Source organism: Staphylococcus cohnii subsp. cohnii, assembly GCF_002902365.1.
GTDB classification, from domain to species: domain Bacteria; phylum Bacillota; class Bacilli; order Staphylococcales; family Staphylococcaceae; genus Staphylococcus; species Staphylococcus cohnii.
Genome location: NZ_PPQC01000014.1, coordinates 63,402 through 77,967, shown reverse-complemented (window position 1 = coordinate 77,967; position 14,566 = coordinate 63,402). Strand labels below are relative to the sequence as shown.

The 14,566-nt window shown below is 31.5% G+C and carries 16 protein-coding genes, 1 pseudogene and 1 riboswitch; of the genes and pseudogenes, 10 read left to right on the top strand and 7 right to left on the bottom strand.

What is annotated here, in order from left to right; all coding sequences use genetic code 11:
- Positions 1-112: 112 nt before the first annotated feature.
- From CD032_RS02530 to CD032_RS02520, 3 genes are all read right to left on the bottom strand, one after another.
- Positions 113-1,159, bottom strand: a complete 1,047-nt coding sequence (locus CD032_RS02530) for a hypothetical protein (RefSeq protein WP_040029827.1) — start codon at positions 1,157-1,159, stop codon at positions 113-115.
- Between the two features lie 121 nt (positions 1,160-1,280).
- Positions 1,281-1,946 (bottom strand): hypothetical protein, encoded by a 666-nt coding sequence (locus CD032_RS02525; RefSeq protein ID WP_019469901.1) that lies wholly within the window; start codon positions 1,944-1,946, stop codon positions 1,281-1,283.
- Between the two features lie 246 nt (positions 1,947-2,192).
- Positions 2,193-2,606 (bottom strand): general stress protein, encoded by a 414-nt coding sequence (locus tag CD032_RS02520; protein WP_103211151.1) that lies wholly within the window; start codon positions 2,604-2,606, stop codon positions 2,193-2,195.
- Between the two features lie 227 nt (positions 2,607-2,833).
- Positions 2,834-2,936: riboswitch (purine riboswitch) on the top strand.
- Positions 2,937-3,181: 245 nt separating this feature from the next.
- Here CD032_RS02520 and xpt point away from each other — a divergent pair.
- The 4 genes from xpt to guaA are packed head-to-tail and all read left to right on the top strand — an operon-like array spanning position 3,182 to position 8,095.
- A complete protein-coding gene (gene xpt, locus CD032_RS02515; protein WP_019469903.1) occupies positions 3,182-3,763 on the top strand; it encodes a xanthine phosphoribosyltransferase in 582 nt (193 codons plus the stop codon).
- Positions 3,760-5,028: a xanthine permease PbuX gene (gene pbuX / locus CD032_RS02510; protein ID WP_103211150.1), complete on the top strand. Its 1,269-nt coding sequence runs from the start codon at positions 3,760-3,762 to the stop codon at positions 5,026-5,028. The genes xpt and pbuX overlap by 4 nt, the downstream gene beginning before the upstream one ends.
- A 37-nt stretch (positions 5,029-5,065) precedes the next feature.
- On the top strand, positions 5,066-6,532 hold the full coding sequence (guaB, locus tag CD032_RS02505) for an IMP dehydrogenase (RefSeq protein ID WP_019469905.1): 1,467 nt from the start codon (positions 5,066-5,068) through the stop codon (positions 6,530-6,532).
- A 21-nt stretch (positions 6,533-6,553) separates the two neighbouring features.
- Positions 6,554-8,095 carry a glutamine-hydrolyzing GMP synthase gene (gene guaA / locus CD032_RS02500; protein ID WP_019469906.1) on the top strand — a complete coding sequence of 514 codons (1,542 nt, stop codon included), beginning with the start codon at positions 6,554-6,556 and terminating at the stop codon, positions 8,093-8,095.
- A 368-nt stretch (positions 8,096-8,463) separates the two neighbouring features.
- Here the strand turns inward: guaA and CD032_RS02490 are convergent.
- The 4 genes and pseudogenes from CD032_RS02490 to CD032_RS02480 form a co-directional block, all read right to left on the bottom strand.
- Positions 8,464-8,993, bottom strand: a pseudogene (locus CD032_RS02490) (tyrosine-type recombinase/integrase); the annotation flags it as partial.
- Positions 8,994-9,237: 244 nt separating this feature from the next.
- Positions 9,238-9,477 carry a hypothetical protein gene (locus CD032_RS02485; protein WP_019469908.1) on the bottom strand — a complete coding sequence of 80 codons (240 nt, stop codon included), beginning with the start codon at positions 9,475-9,477 and terminating at the stop codon, positions 9,238-9,240.
- A 25-nt stretch (positions 9,478-9,502) separates the two neighbouring features.
- A complete protein-coding gene (locus CD032_RS13010) occupies positions 9,503-9,643 on the bottom strand; it encodes a hypothetical protein (RefSeq protein WP_019469909.1) in 141 nt (46 codons plus the stop codon).
- A 364-nt stretch (positions 9,644-10,007) separates the two neighbouring features.
- The gene (locus tag CD032_RS02480; RefSeq protein WP_019469911.1) at positions 10,008-10,616 is read right to left on the bottom strand and encodes a stage II sporulation protein M; all 609 of its coding nucleotides are present in this window, start codon (positions 10,614-10,616) and stop codon (positions 10,008-10,010) included.
- Positions 10,617-12,017: 1,401 nt separating this feature from the next.
- On the opposite strand from CD032_RS02480, the gene CD032_RS02465 reads away from it, so the two are divergent.
- The 6 genes from CD032_RS02465 to CD032_RS02445 all read left to right on the top strand — a co-directional run bounded on the left by CD032_RS02465 (position 12,018) and on the right by CD032_RS02445 (position 14,391).
- Complete coding sequence (locus tag CD032_RS02465) at positions 12,018-12,257, top strand: hypothetical protein (RefSeq protein WP_019469913.1); 240 nt, start codon at positions 12,018-12,020, stop codon at positions 12,255-12,257.
- A gap of 128 nt (positions 12,258-12,385) precedes the next feature.
- Positions 12,386-12,550, top strand: a complete 165-nt coding sequence (locus CD032_RS13000) for a hypothetical protein (protein ID WP_019469914.1) — start codon at positions 12,386-12,388, stop codon at positions 12,548-12,550.
- Between the two features lie 71 nt (positions 12,551-12,621).
- Positions 12,622-12,855 (top strand): hypothetical protein, encoded by a 234-nt coding sequence (locus tag CD032_RS02460; protein WP_019469915.1) that lies wholly within the window; start codon positions 12,622-12,624, stop codon positions 12,853-12,855.
- 294 nt (positions 12,856-13,149) lie between these two features.
- Positions 13,150-13,578, top strand: a complete 429-nt coding sequence (locus CD032_RS02455; protein WP_103211149.1) for an organic hydroperoxide resistance protein — start codon at positions 13,150-13,152, stop codon at positions 13,576-13,578.
- Between the two features lie 312 nt (positions 13,579-13,890).
- Positions 13,891-14,088 (top strand): hypothetical protein, encoded by a 198-nt coding sequence (locus CD032_RS02450; protein ID WP_019469917.1) that lies wholly within the window; start codon positions 13,891-13,893, stop codon positions 14,086-14,088.
- A gap of 39 nt (positions 14,089-14,127) precedes the next feature.
- On the top strand, positions 14,128-14,391 hold the full coding sequence (locus CD032_RS02445; RefSeq protein WP_019469918.1) for a hypothetical protein: 264 nt from the start codon (positions 14,128-14,130) through the stop codon (positions 14,389-14,391).
- Positions 14,392-14,566: the final 175 nt, after the last annotated feature.

The following is a 14,566-nucleotide window of genomic DNA, read 5'->3' as shown; positions in this document are numbered from 1 at the left end:
CAAGTTACGAAATTTCATGCAAAACAAAGAAACGTCAATTTCTATACTATTTCAATAGAAATTGACGTTTCTTTTTAACCAAAGGCTTTGACGCCTTGGAATTATCTGTCACTTATAAATTGAAGAGGCGTGCGAAAAATCCTTTACGTTCTTCTTTGCGCTCTTCTTTAGCAAGTGGCGAACCGTAAGAAGTAGTTGAAGTAGCCTCTTTAGATGCATTTGATTGCTGTGAATCTGATTCATTTGCAGTAGATGACGCTGATGCGACCGCTTTATTATGATCTGTTTTTTGCTCAACTTCAGAAGCTTCTTTGTGAGTATCCGGTTTAATAGAGTCATCTGCTTTATCAGCTGAGTTTACTTTAGAAGTTTGTTTTTCATCTTCCGAATTTGGTGATTGTACTGATTGTGCTGTAGGTTGTTCACTAATTTGTGTGATTTCTTCATCAACAGTTTCTGCTGATACATTTTCAGAAACTTCATTTGTATGTGGATCTGTTGTGTCAGCCATTTTATCAGGTGTTACTTTAGTATTAGCTTGTTCAGTTATATTTTCAGTGAATGCATTCGCTTCATTATTAATTGAACTTTGGTTGGTATGCACACTTTCAGATTCGACATTAGATTTCACAAGTTCAGTTTGTTCTTTTTGAGAATCTTGAATGACACTTTGTGTAGATTTAATTTCGTCTGTAGATGATTGAATTGCTTTAAGTGATTCTGTATTTTCTTCTAATTTAGATGTAATTTGATTTTGCATTTTATGCAATTCTTGCTGTTGTTGGTGCACTTGATTAATCATTTGTCCAAGCATTTGGCGCTCGTCACGCATATTTTGAATTTCAGTACGTAAGTCCTCTACGAGTAAAGATACATTTTGGTCTGAAGGTAGATTGTTGTCATCTTCTTTGACTAATACCTGTAGAAAATCTTTTTCTTTTTCGAGTTCTTCAAAAGCTAAATCATAGCTATTTGTCTGCTTAACTTTATCAGCAATATCTTGGAAGAGTTCAATATCCTCTTCTTGGAAATCTGTAGCTTCACGGCCACGATATTCAGTTTTACTAAGTTGATAACCGCGTTCTTCTAAATGTTGAACAATTTTACGGACTTGCTTTTCACTTAGTTCAACACGTTGTGCAAATTCTTTAGTTAACATAGAAATGAGTCCTTTCATAAATGATTTTATGTATACGGACGTTTGTCTTCGGTTAGTGAAACGTCAGTCTTACCTCTATGTTAGTCTAAACTGTTTTAACAGTGATTTCAAGTGGTGTACACTATGATTTACGTAAATCCATTTCTTCTAATAGTGGGTAAATAATACTTCTAGAAATTCTGTTCGCAAATACATACTTTAATATATAGTTTGATTTAATACATGGTCCATATATGTCTTTTGTCAGTTCTATATTAGATTTGATAAATAAATCTTTCGGTGATCCCTCTGAATATCCATTTAAATTTGGGGCTAAATAGTCTAGATCATATTGCTTTTCAAAACCATGGCTAAATAAAAATTCACGTCTATTACTGAGCACTTGTTGCTCAGCTTCTGAAACAAGTTCTGGTTCTTTAGGTACCTCTAGCATAATAAAGTTTACATCGTGTTCATGTAATTGATTGGATAAATAATTAATTTCTTTTTCAATACGCGCTAAAGTTTTTGTAATTAATTCACCGTGATCCGGTTGGTCATTTGCAATCAGATAGATTAAAAATGCAGAATTTGTCGTTGCTTCATAATGTGCAGTTGCTAAACTAACAACTTTATCTGACTGTAATCCTACTAAAAAGATATAGTCATCTTTGGTATGTTCATTTTTTAAAGATTGTTTAAATATTTGTTCATCTTCGGATAAATCAATGTCAAATTGCCCATCGTAAAGTTTTAATGCTGCTTTAAATAATGGATCATCAATTGATTTGATAGTTTTAAAATCCATGAATAGATGCACCCCCAATAATAATGCGTTTATTATAACATAGGAAATTAATGGAAATCAGTGAAAATATTGTATGCATCATTTGTAATAGAAATAAAATAGGAGCGACACAGAAACCACAAAATACATAGTGATTTTCTATGTTCGCTCCTGATAAAGGTAGTCTATATGTTAAGCAGTAATTTGAAAGTATGTTGTGATCATTTTTAAATAGTTGCATTAAATCACAATTTGATTAAGCGCAGATTAGGATTTTGGTCCGTTTGTTTCTTCTACGTAATGTTTATCTTCAACAGTATTGCCTGCATATGCAGCGTTTGCTTTTTGAACTTCTTCATGAGAAGAGTTATCTCTAGTTGCAACAACTAGAAAGTTATTATCAAGAAGTTCTTTTTTAAAACGCTCTTTATCATAATCATTAATATCGTAATAAGCTAAAACAGTTTCTTCGCCGTCTTCTCCAGTCAGAATTTTAGCCATTTTGTCACTGAATGAATCACTCGTTGCTGTTAGGTTTACTTCAGAATCATGTAACTCGTCAAAATGAAGTTTTGTCTTACTTAATACCGAAATTTCAGATTCAACATAACCTTCTGACAATTTTTGTTGGATAGTTGGTAGTATTTCATCTTTGCTTTGTACAATTGTAAAATCTGCCATTGTCTTGTCCCTCCGTCCATTTTTCTATTGTTTATCTAATACTTTCCCTATTAACTACTAGGTAAAACGAATATATTTTTATTATATAATGAAGTGACATATCTGACAATGTTGATTTTAAAGTAAAGAAAACGGTTACTACAACCGTTAATTATTAACAAATCTCTTTTTATAAAGCGCTTACTTATAATGTTCGTATTGAAAATCATGCTGAAATTTGCTATCATCAGTTAATAATTTATCTAACTCATATAATCTAGAGAATATGGCTCTAGAAGTTTCTACCATGTTGCCATTAACGACATGACTATGGGTAACCAATACAATACAAAGCATTCAACTCCAATCGTTTTAAAGCTTTATTAGGGAAATGAAGTTATACATATAATTTTCTAAAACAATTGTAGTGTTTTCAATTTTTACATAATTAGGGAAATGAATGTTGAAGACTTAATTTGCAACGCACATGTTGTAAGTTAAACATCAGTTCTTTATAGTATTGCACGTTCACTCATAGATCCTGAAACTAAGTTAGTTTAGGATTTTTTTGTATAAAAAATGAGGAGGTTTTTTGAGTGGATTTGTTAAAACGGAAAGTTGAGGCAGACGGTGTCGTCATTGATGAGAAGATTTTGAAGGTAGATGGGTTTTTAAATCATCAAATAGACGCAAAGCTGATGCACGACGTGGGACTAACGTTTTATAATCAATTTAAAGATGAAGGGATTACGAAAGTATTAACAATTGAGGCATCTGGTATTGCACCAGCAATCATGGCAGCAATGCACTTTGATGTGCCGTGTTTATTTGCTAAAAAAGCAAAGCCCAGCACGTTAACGAAAAATACTTATCAAGCTGATATCCATTCATTCACTAAAAATACGACGAGTACTGTAATGGTTTCAGATGAATTTTTAGACGAAAATGATCGCGTATTAATCGTCGATGATTTCTTAGCTAATGGTGATGCATCATTAGGCTTAAATGAAATTGTTCAACAAGCCAATGCTGAAACTGTTGGCATAGGTATTGTAGTTGAAAAGAGTTTCCAACCAGGCAGAGAACGTTTAGAAACAGCAGGATTGAAAGTATCGTCTTTATGTAAAGTGGCTTCTCTAAGTGGTAACAAAGTGACATTTGTAGAGGAACAATCATGAAAACATTCATCTTAAGTTTACAACATCTATTGGCGATGTATGCAGGCGCTATACTCGTACCGATTATTGTAGGGACAAGCTTAGATTTTACTCCAGAACAAATTGCCTTCTTAGTCACTGTTGATATTTTCATGTGTGGTGTAGCCACATTTTTACAAGTTTGGAAAGGTACAGGCACTGGGTTGCCCATTGTCTTAGGCTGTACATTTACAGCCGTTGCACCGATGATTTTAATCGGGCAAACTAAAGGTATCGGTGATTTATACGGTTCCCTTTTCTTATCAGGTATATTGGTTGTCATCATTGCTCCATTTTTTTCATATTTAGTTAAATTCTTTCCACCAGTTGTGACAGGCAGTGTTGTTACAATTATAGGTATCAATTTGATGCCAGTAGCGATGAATTATTTAGCAGGTGGAGAAGGGGCTGAAAATTTTGGTGATGCCAAAAACATCTTACTTGGTGTAATTACATTAATAGTCATATTAATTGTGCAACGTTTTACAACAGGTTTCTTAAAATCTATTGCCATATTGATTGGCTTAATTGTAGGTACTGTATTAGCGTCAATATTTGGTATTGTTGATGTAAAACAAGTTGGTGAAGCACATTGGTTTTCATTACCACAACCATTTAGATTTTCAACATTCAGCTTTGATTTTGGCGCAACTTTAGTATTCTTTATTGTTGCATTAGTCAGTCTGATAGAATCAACAGGTGTTTACCATGCATTAAGTGAAATTACAGGTAAGAAATTGGAAAGAAAAGATTTTCGTAAAGGTTATACTGCTGAAGGTCTTGCGATTATCTTAGGATCTATTTTTAATGCATTCCCGTATACTGCTTATTCTCAAAATGTAGGCTTAGTATCATTATCTGGTGCTAAAAAGAACAAAGTTATCTATGGCATGGTTATCTTGCTCGTTATTTGTGGTTGTATTCCTAAATTGGGTGCCTTAGCAAATATGATTCCTCTACCAGTATTAGGTGGTGCAATGATAGCAATGTTTGGCATGGTTATGGCATATGGTGTTAGTATATTAGGTAATATTAATTTCAAAAATCAAAATAATTTGTTGGTTATCGCGGTATCAGTTGGACTAGGAACGGGTATAAGTGCAGTACCTCAAGCGTTTCAAGCTTTAGGAGACCAATTCGCATGGCTAACTCAAAATGGTATTGTACTCGGTGCGATTTCAGCAATTGTTTTGAATTTCTTTTTTAATGGCATTAAGAATCAACAAAACATAGAAACTATGGAATAATGGAGCTATAAAACAAATATTAGGAGGCTGTATTCATATGTGGGAAAACAAGTTTGAAAAAGAATCTTTAACTTTTGATGATGTGTTATTGTTACCAGCAGAATCAGATGTATTGCCGAAAGAAGTAGACTTAAGTGTTCAATTATCAGAAGGTATTAAATTAAATATCCCTGTTATTTCAGCAGGTATGGATACTGTAACTGAATCCAAAATGGCGATCTCAATGGCTAGACAAGGTGGTCTAGGTGTCATTCATAAAAATATGAATATTGAAGATCAAGCAGATGAAGTTCAAAAAGTTAAACGCTCAGAAAACGGTGTTATTTCAAACCCTTTCTTCTTGACGCCAGAAGAAAGGGTGTATGAGGCAGAAGCATTGATGGGAAAATATCGTATTTCCGGTGTACCTATTGTAAATAATGAAGAAGAGAGAACATTAGTCGGTATTTTAACAAACCGTGATTTACGTTTTATTGAAGATTTCTCTATTAAGATTTCAGATGTTATGACTAAAGAAAACTTAATTACAGCTCCTGTAGGTACTACTTTAGATGAAGCTGAAGAACTATTACAGCAACATAAAATAGAAAAGTTACCGTTAGTTAAAGATGGTAGATTAGAAGGTTTAATCACAATCAAAGACATTGAAAAAGTACTTGAATTCCCAAATTCTGCTAAAGACAAACTTGGCAGATTGCTAGTTGGTGCAGCGATTGGTATTGCAAAAGATACAGATATTCGTGCTGAAAAATTAGTTGAAGCGGGTGTAGATGCCTTAGTTATTGATACAGCTCATGGACATTCTAAAGGCGTTTTAGAACAAGTTAAACACATTAAAGAAAAATTCCCACAAGTGACATTAGTTGCCGGAAACGTTGCGACTGCTGCAGGTACTAAAGCTTTATACGAAGCTGGTGCAGATGTTGTCAAAGTAGGTATAGGACCTGGCTCAATTTGTACGACTCGTGTGGTTGCTGGTGTAGGTGTACCACAAATTACAGCCGTGTATGACTGTGCAACAGAAGCACGTAAGCATGGAAAATCTATTATTGCTGATGGTGGTATTAAATTCTCAGGAGACATCATCAAAGCATTAGCTGCAGGTGGACATGCTGTGATGTTAGGTAGCTTACTTGCAGGTACTGAAGAAAGCCCTGGTGCAACAGAAGTATTTCAAGGTAGACAATATAAAGTATACAGAGGTATGGGTTCATTAGGTGCAATGGAAAGTGGTTCTAACGACCGTTACTTCCAAGAAGATAAAGCGCCTAAAAAATTCGTCCCTGAAGGTATTGAAGGTCGTATTGCTTATAAAGGTCCATTACAAGATACGATTTACCAACTTATGGGCGGTGTGAGATCAGGTATGGGTTACACTGGTTCAAGAAACTTAGAAGCATTAAGAGAAGAGGCACAATTTACACGTATGGGACCTGCTGGTTTAGCAGAAAGTCACCCACATGATGTGCAAATTACAAAAGAATCACCAAATTATTCATTCTAAGTTAAAAGGAGATTTAAAGTTATGGAAATGGCGAAAGAGCAAGAGCTCATACTTGTTTTAGATTTTGGTAGCCAATATAACCAATTAATTACACGTCGTATACGTGAAATGGGTGTGTATAGTGAACTGCACGACCATGAAATTAGCATTGAAGAAATCAAACGCATGAATCCGAAAGGGATTATCCTTTCAGGAGGGCCGAATTCAGTATATGAAGAGAACTCTTTTACGATTGACCCAGAAATTTACAATTTAGGTATTCCTATTCTAGGTATTTGTTATGGCATGCAATTAACAACTAAATTGTTGGGTGGAAAAGTTGAACGTGCCAATGAAAGAGAATACGGTAAAGCCGTGATTAATGCGAAAACTGACGAATTATTCTTCGGACTACCTGAGGAACAAAATGTTTGGATGAGTCATTCAGATAAAGTTATTGAAATCCCAGAAGGTTTCGAAGTGATTGCAGACAGTCCAAGTACGAACTATGCAGCAATTGAAGATAAATCACGCCGTATCTACGGTGTTCAATTCCATCCTGAAGTACGTCACACTGAATTTGGTAATGACTTATTACGTAACTTTGTACGTCGCGTGTGTGAATGTACTGGTGAATGGTCAATGGAAAACTTTATAGATATTGAAGTTGAAAAAATTCGCGAACTCGTTGGTGATCGCAAGGTATTATGTGCAATGAGTGGTGGTGTAGACTCATCTGTTGTTGCAGTATTACTACACAAAGCGATTGGCGACCAATTAACATGTATCTTCGTAGACCATGGCTTACTACGTAAAGGTGAAGGCGACATGGTCATGGAACAATTTGGTGAAGGCTTCAATATGAACATCATTCGTGTCGATGCTCAAGAACGTTTTATGAATAAACTGCAAGGTGTGTCAGATCCGGAACAAAAACGTAAAATCATTGGTAATGAATTCGTTTATGTCTTTGATGATGAAGCATCTAAGCTAAAAGGTGTTGATTTCTTAGCGCAGGGCACATTGTATACAGACGTTATTGAATCAGGTACAAAAACAGCACAAACGATTAAATCACACCATAATGTAGGCGGATTACCTGAAGATATGGAATTCCAATTAATTGAGCCTATTAATACGTTATTCAAAGATGAGGTACGTGAATTAGGTATCGAATTAGGTATTCCAGAACACTTAGTATGGAGACAGCCTTTCCCAGGTCCAGGTTTAGGTATTCGTGTGCTGGGTGAAATTACAGAAGATAAACTTGAAATCGTACGCGAATCAGATGCGATTTTAAGACAAGTCATTCGTGAAGAAGGTCTTGAACGTGATATATGGCAATACTTCACAGTGTTACCTGGTATTCAATCCGTAGGTGTCATGGGAGACTACCGGACGTATGATCATACTGTTGGTATTCGCGCAGTGACATCTATTGATGGTATGACAAGTGACTTCGCGCGTATTGATTGGGAAGTCTTACAAAAAATTTCAAGCAGAATTGTTAATGAAGTAGACCACGTTAACCGTGTTGTCTATGATATTACATCTAAGCCCCCAAGTACCATCGAGTGGGAATAATAGAATAGAATGATGAAACCCCTTAAGCATAGGCTTGAGGGGTTGTTTTTTGTGGTTGAGGAATGTAAAAAGGGCATGATTTGCAATTTTATGAATTTCGGGCATGAAAAAAAGAGGTAATCAATAAAAGTTACCTCCCTAATATGAAGAATTATTTAAATAATAAAACATACGCAATCCCCATAAATATACCGACTATAGACATTATCCAAATTAAATGAGGATTAAATCTCCAATCACTTGTAGATGTCTTAGCGATTTTTTTTGAATACCATAAATCTAAAGTTTTAAATAAAGCGAAAATCAATCCGAATAACAAAGGATAAATAATAAAATTCATGTTATCACTCTTTCTATTGTATTATAAATTATTGTATTTTCTCTAATTTTTTCATCATATCTTTATCCATTTGCTCAGTTACGTGACTATATATATGTAGGGTAGTTTTATGATCAGTGTGCCTCACACGCCCATTATTGCTTTGGGAGATACACCTAATTGCGATAATAATGATATGTGACTATGACGTATAGTGTGGCTTGTTGTGTGTTTTGTAATACCTGCGCTAGATTCTGATTGTTGCATATTTCTATTGATGGTACTAAGCGATATAGGATTGCCACGATGATTAGTGAATATAAATCGATATTCTTGATAAATAGATGCCCATTGAATAGCCTTTTTATTCTCTAACATAGCTTTGTGTGAAATGTCACAACTGCGAGAGGTTAGTGAAATTGATCTATAAAAAGCCCCAGTTTTGGTTGTATCTTTAAGGCTTACTGTATTATTTTCATTATGCCAATGAATTGTAACGTTTATTTCTAAGGTTTTATTATCAAAATCAATATTATCTGGTTGAATTGCTAATAATTCCCCTATACGCTCATTTAAGAGCCTTTGAGCTTCTTTCTGTGACTACTTATCATTCTTATTTAGAACAACGCTTACACGTTTCCATTTGTCTATAAATGGGTCTTTATACATCTCATAGAAACGATATTGCGTTTAGTTATGTTTATTAGAGAATTGTTCATGCCACATTTGTTATCCCTCCTTAAGATATAAAATAAATAGAGGAGGCGTATTACCCATGAAGAAATTTATTTGTCTTTTAATAAATATTTGACTTGATTATAAATTATTCATCATCTTCTAATAAGTTAATTATATTAACGGTAATTTCTTTAGTTACAGGGTTAATACTTACATCTTCGTTATAACCTAAAGATTTTACTTTTATGGTATCATTATCTATTTTTAATGCTATTTCAACGTGTTGGTATCCTTGTAAAATTAATAATGTATCTTCATTAACAACAACATCATGTGAACCTTTTCCATTTACAGTGACATTCCACTCATTAAATTTAAATTGCATGATAAATTCCACCCTTTGTTATGTATTATTTCTCTTTCTTAAAGCTAAATACTAAAAATGATATGCTAATAACCAAAAATAAAGGCATTACTGTAATAGATAATACTAGAAATGTCATTGCGAAAACAAAGTACGTTTCATCTACTTTATATTTACCGAACTTCATAATATTCCTCCTATTTACGTTACTCAAATCCGTATATTAAGCAAATTACAAATACTACAAAAACTGCTGGTACAAATATAGATACTATTAAAAGTGGTATGGACATGATTAAATAGTTGAAATCGTATTTATATTTACCAAATTTCATGTAATCACTCCTCCCCCTATGTAATTTACTAATAAGTACTGAGCTTTAAATTGTCGAAAGTAGTATATAAGACTTTTAAGATGTCTAAAAAATCATCATAATATGAATCAATCTATAGATATATTGAATTTTGTTTAAGAATCCAATAAAAAATACATGTGGGATGATCTTTTGATATTTAATATTATCCAATTCAAAATGATAGTGAGATTGTTATTATGTCAATAAGTTTAATAAAAGATCTGTTAAATAAGTTTCCATAAATGCTGCGATTATAATTAAAGGTAGGGCAATTAACAAATAAATTTTCAATAAATTAAGTATTGCTAATTTGATAGAAAGATTTTGTTTCTTACTCTTTCTGAAAATGTTATTAATTTTTCTAATAATAGATTGATTAACTTTAAATAAGGCACTAGCTATGAAGCAAAAACCCAATATTTCTACGATAGAATGAGGTGTAGAAGCTATAATCATCATGCTCCCTTTATATAAATCAAAATGAAGTACGAAGCCAAACGCTATACCTAGTGGTACTGTTGTTTTTATTATATTTAAGTAATATAGAAAAGGAATTGGAATTATAGTCAGTATTAGCATTTGAAAAGGCACTTTAAAGCCATTGTTTAGTATATATTCCCAAACCTTTTGCAAACCTCGTGCCTTATCTACGGAATTATGAGTACTCTCTGTAGCACTTTTTAAAGTTTCTATAGATGGACTGAATATAATTGCCAAAATAAGGGTGATTAAAAAAATCAATAATGTTGTAAATAAGAATTTTAATGTTCTTTTGAGATAAGCATCATCTTGAATTTTAAGCATATATGCCTCCGTGTAATAAAGGGTGTGTATGTAACTAATATCACACTATCAAATATTTATTAATATTAATAGGTTGTTTAAATAAATGTAGTTCTCTAAAATGTACACATTATTATAAGTTCTGTTAGGCTGTTTTGTTATAATTACATTTATTTAGAAATAAAATTTATACATTTAGGCAATATAAGTTTTTGAAAAATATGTTATTATATTTTTGAGTTATCCTCAATATTATTAAAAAGAAAACAAAATTTAAGGAGAAAATTATGTTAAGTGGATTGTAAGATGTTCTAGGTTTTTTTATTGACCTATTTATGGGAAAGTATTCCCAATTTTATTTAATAGTATTTATATTAATAATTGTGTTAGCTGCTATAATAGATTTGTTTATATCGATTGGTTTTAAGAAATCAGAAAATAAATTATTATTATTTATTAAAAGTTTAGGTATTCATTTCGTTGGTATTATAGTCTTTTGCGGTATTCTGTTATTCATTAATCGAATATTAACTTTTATACCATTCTTTAATTTTAACTCTAAATCAGAGGAGTTAATGGGTTTAACTGGTATTACATTATATTTATCATTACTTTTTGTATTGTTTGTAGGACTATTTTTCATGAAAATGAGAGGGCATAAATTATTTCATGTTGTAATACAGTTTTTTATTGCTATAGCTATTTTTTACATAGGGACTTTATTATTAAATTTCTCAATACCTTTTAGCATGCTAATCATACTAGCAGATATTGTTATAGTTGTTTTAATTGGGAATGTACTATTGGAATATATAGAAAAGGTGGATTAGTTATGTGGATAGCAATATTTAGTATGTGGTTTTGTATAGGAACGGCATTCTTAGCTATTTATTTAAATAAGGAGAAATAAATATGTCTATACCATATGTAGTAATGCTAATGACAACGATTTACACTTTTATTTATTGGATATTGTTTTATATTTAGTAAATGGGTTATTGGTGTATTTATTGCAGTATTTATTCAATCTATTTTATTATTTAGTATCCGTTATTTCTGGCAAGATAAATCATTTGAAGATGTATTTATACATTCATTTGATTGTCTCACAATAGTTGTAGTAACTATATTTGCTATTTATAAAATCAATAAAGCTAAATCAGGTGAGTAGTGTTAAGATACTGTAAAAAGTATTAAACAGTTTAATTGTTCATAATATGATTGTATTACTATCAGCAATAATGGAAACTTATGTTTTACCTCTTTGGTATTTTCACATTTAGACAAATTAAATGAAAAGGGCCTATATAAAAGGAGTATTTTTCTTGAAAAAATTATTGATCGTTAAGAGTTCCGAGGTTCAACATCAATAAAGAAATTGGAAAAGTAACAATGTAAATGTTTGAAAAATGAGGTGTTGTAATGAAGAATTTAAATATCATATCTAATATATTGATTTTATTAATTATAGCAACTTCCATATTAACAATATTGGATTTAATAAGTCTTATAAATTTTCCATTTTCTTTATCCGTTATAGGTTTAATACTTATCTTAAATTATTGGATTGAAACTAAAAAAGAAGGAAAAACTGAAGTTCTTTACTTATCAGTAGGTGCAGTTTTGTTTATTTTAGGTTTAATAGAGATTTTGTTCTTTTAGAAAGGAGTTTTCTCTTGTATTGATATTAGGATGAGCACCAAAACGTGCTTGCCCTATTTTATTTTACAAATAAAAATGTTTTGATTAATAATATTTCGAAATGATAAAAAATGTAAGGAGTGGGTTATTTGAAATGGTTTTTACTTATTGTACAAGTGATTTTAGGGGTGTTTTTAGCATTCTTTGCATATAAACAAATGAATCAAGCCCATTTAGACACATGGTTTGGAGTTTATGTTATATTGTTTGCAATTTTTGTGGCTTGGTATGCTAAACATTATTATAAAAGTTAAGACTTCAGAGACTCAACATCAATAAAGCAATAATGTTTTATAGTTTAAAAAGTGAAAGGGGGCTTTTTATTATGAATGAAAAAAATCGTGGTATTTTTTCTATGACTTCTTTGATTATTTCTTCTGTATTTTTCTTCATTAGTCTTGTTGTTTTTGCTTTTCAAATAAATTCAGATGTGGCTTCTTTATGTACAACTTTAGGAATTTTATTTGTTGGTATTTATGGAGTGTTAGCTAAATTTAAACTAGGTTATATAGCTATTATTTTAGCTTTAATAGCTATAATTTTGAACTTAGCGTTTTAGGTTTGAGAAACGAGTTCTTCTTGTCTTGATACATAATATAACTACCTATTAGCAGAAGTGTTGGTGGGTTTTGTAATACATAGCGAACAATTGAAAGTATTTTAGCCAAATGGGACATTTACTTATGTACTTGTCCTGTTTTTTTATGAGTAGACATAAATGATAATTTAACACTTATGATTTTAAATATCTAAAAACTAATGATAAAATACAATTAGATTAAGCTTAATTTGATATGTAAAAAGATTAATTAATCGTTATTATTGAATTTCAAAAATTATTGGAGTGATTTTCATGGCAAAACCATTATTTGAAACAACTGTCATAAGTAATGGCGGAAGAGATGGAAAAGTTTTTAGTGAAGATAATACATTTTATCAAGACTTAGCTGTTCCAAAAGAAATGGGCGGCAACGGCGTTACTGAGTCAAACCCTGAACAGTTATTTGCAGCAGGTTATAGCTCTTGTTTTAACAATGCACTAATGCATATTTTGAAAGGTGCAGACAAAGGTACGATCGAGCCAGAAGTCTGTGCGACTGCTTACTTATTGCCAGATAAATCTGATGGCGGTGTAAAATTGGCAGCTGAATTAGATGTATCACTTAAAGATCTCAGCCAAGAAGAAGCGGAGATGTTCGTTGAAAAAGCGCATAATTATTGCCCGTATTCGAAAGCACTAAAAGACACGATTGATATTGAAATTACTGTAAGCGTTAATTAAGTAAAGTGATGCAAAAAGCTAGATAAGATTTTTAGAAATTTTATCTAGCTGTCATATATTTATATAACCGTATCTTAATTGGTGCGGTTATTTTTTATGAAATAATATAATCCAACTAAATGTTTAAGTACTTTTATAAAGAAAAAGTATCAATTTGATCATAAACATATTGGTATAAATCAGAAAATATTTTATGGAATTTAGCACTGTATTTTTAGTGATGATGATATTGTTGCAGCATTAAAAAATGGGTAACCTTCAGTGGAAGCATCAACATTTTTAACAACAATTTTATAAATTGGAGGTATAATTATGCCTAAATCACAACAAGTATTGGTTGGTATATGTCTAATATTATTTAGTTTTAATTTTATAGCCCCTATTATTGGAACAATGATGCATATTAAAATATTAGAATTTAACTCACCGCTAATTAAAACTGTACAATTCGCTTTTGTCATAATTTTTGGTGTTTTTACATATAGACAAATTAAACGTAAAGGTTTCTAGAAGAATAAGACTAAAATACTATATGATTGGAGTTTTAATATGTCTATGCCAAACATAGTCATGCTAATACTTACTATAATAATGCTGTTATTTGTATTTGTTTTTGGTCTATTACTTGATAAACCAGTGATATATATGTTTATTGCGTTGTTTGTTCATTCAACGCTTTTATTCATCATTCGTTACTTCTGGCAAGGAAAAGAATTTGGAGAAGCATTTACACATTCTTATGATTTCATTACCATAACAATAGTTATTATATTTACAATTTTGAAAGTTCAAAAAGCAAAATCAAGTGAATAATATTTAATCATATAAAAAGAGCTGGAAACATTGCTGAGGTGCAGTTTCCAGCTCTTTTTATTTTGATTTGAACATTTTGACAGATTCGATATTAGCAATATTTAAATTTAAAACTTACATATTATTACTATTTTCTAGCTATATTTTTACTTAATTGGAAATATTCCTCTAATAC

Coding starts and splice junctions, on each gene's coding strand:
- CD032_RS02530 (WP_040029827.1), bottom strand. CDS start 1,159: ATGTTAACTAAAGAATTTGCACAACGTGTTGAACTAAGTGAAAAGCAA.
- CD032_RS02525 (WP_019469901.1), bottom strand. CDS start 1,946: ATGGATTTTAAAACTATCAAATCAATTGATGATCCATTATTTAAAGCA.
- CD032_RS02520 (WP_103211151.1), bottom strand. CDS start 2,606: ATGGCAGATTTTACAATTGTACAAAGCAAAGATGAAATACTACCAACT.
- pbuX (WP_103211150.1), top strand. CDS start 3,760: ATGAAAACATTCATCTTAAGTTTACAACATCTATTGGCGATGTATGCA.
- guaB (WP_019469905.1), top strand. CDS start 5,066: ATGTGGGAAAACAAGTTTGAAAAAGAATCTTTAACTTTTGATGATGTG.
- guaA (WP_019469906.1), top strand. CDS start 6,554: ATGGAAATGGCGAAAGAGCAAGAGCTCATACTTGTTTTAGATTTTGGT.
- CD032_RS02485 (WP_019469908.1), bottom strand. CDS start 9,477: ATGCAATTTAAATTTAATGAGTGGAATGTCACTGTAAATGGAAAAGGT.
- CD032_RS13010 (WP_019469909.1), bottom strand. CDS start 9,643: ATGAAGTTCGGTAAATATAAAGTAGATGAAACGTACTTTGTTTTCGCA.
- CD032_RS02480 (WP_019469911.1), bottom strand. CDS start 10,616: ATGCTTAAAATTCAAGATGATGCTTATCTCAAAAGAACATTAAAATTC.
- CD032_RS02465 (WP_019469913.1), top strand. CDS start 12,018: ATGAAGAATTTAAATATCATATCTAATATATTGATTTTATTAATTATA.
- CD032_RS02460 (WP_019469915.1), top strand. CDS start 12,622: ATGAATGAAAAAAATCGTGGTATTTTTTCTATGACTTCTTTGATTATT.
- CD032_RS02455 (WP_103211149.1), top strand. CDS start 13,150: ATGGCAAAACCATTATTTGAAACAACTGTCATAAGTAATGGCGGAAGA.
- CD032_RS02450 (WP_019469917.1), top strand. CDS start 13,891: ATGCCTAAATCACAACAAGTATTGGTTGGTATATGTCTAATATTATTT.
- CD032_RS02445 (WP_019469918.1), top strand. CDS start 14,128: ATGTCTATGCCAAACATAGTCATGCTAATACTTACTATAATAATGCTG.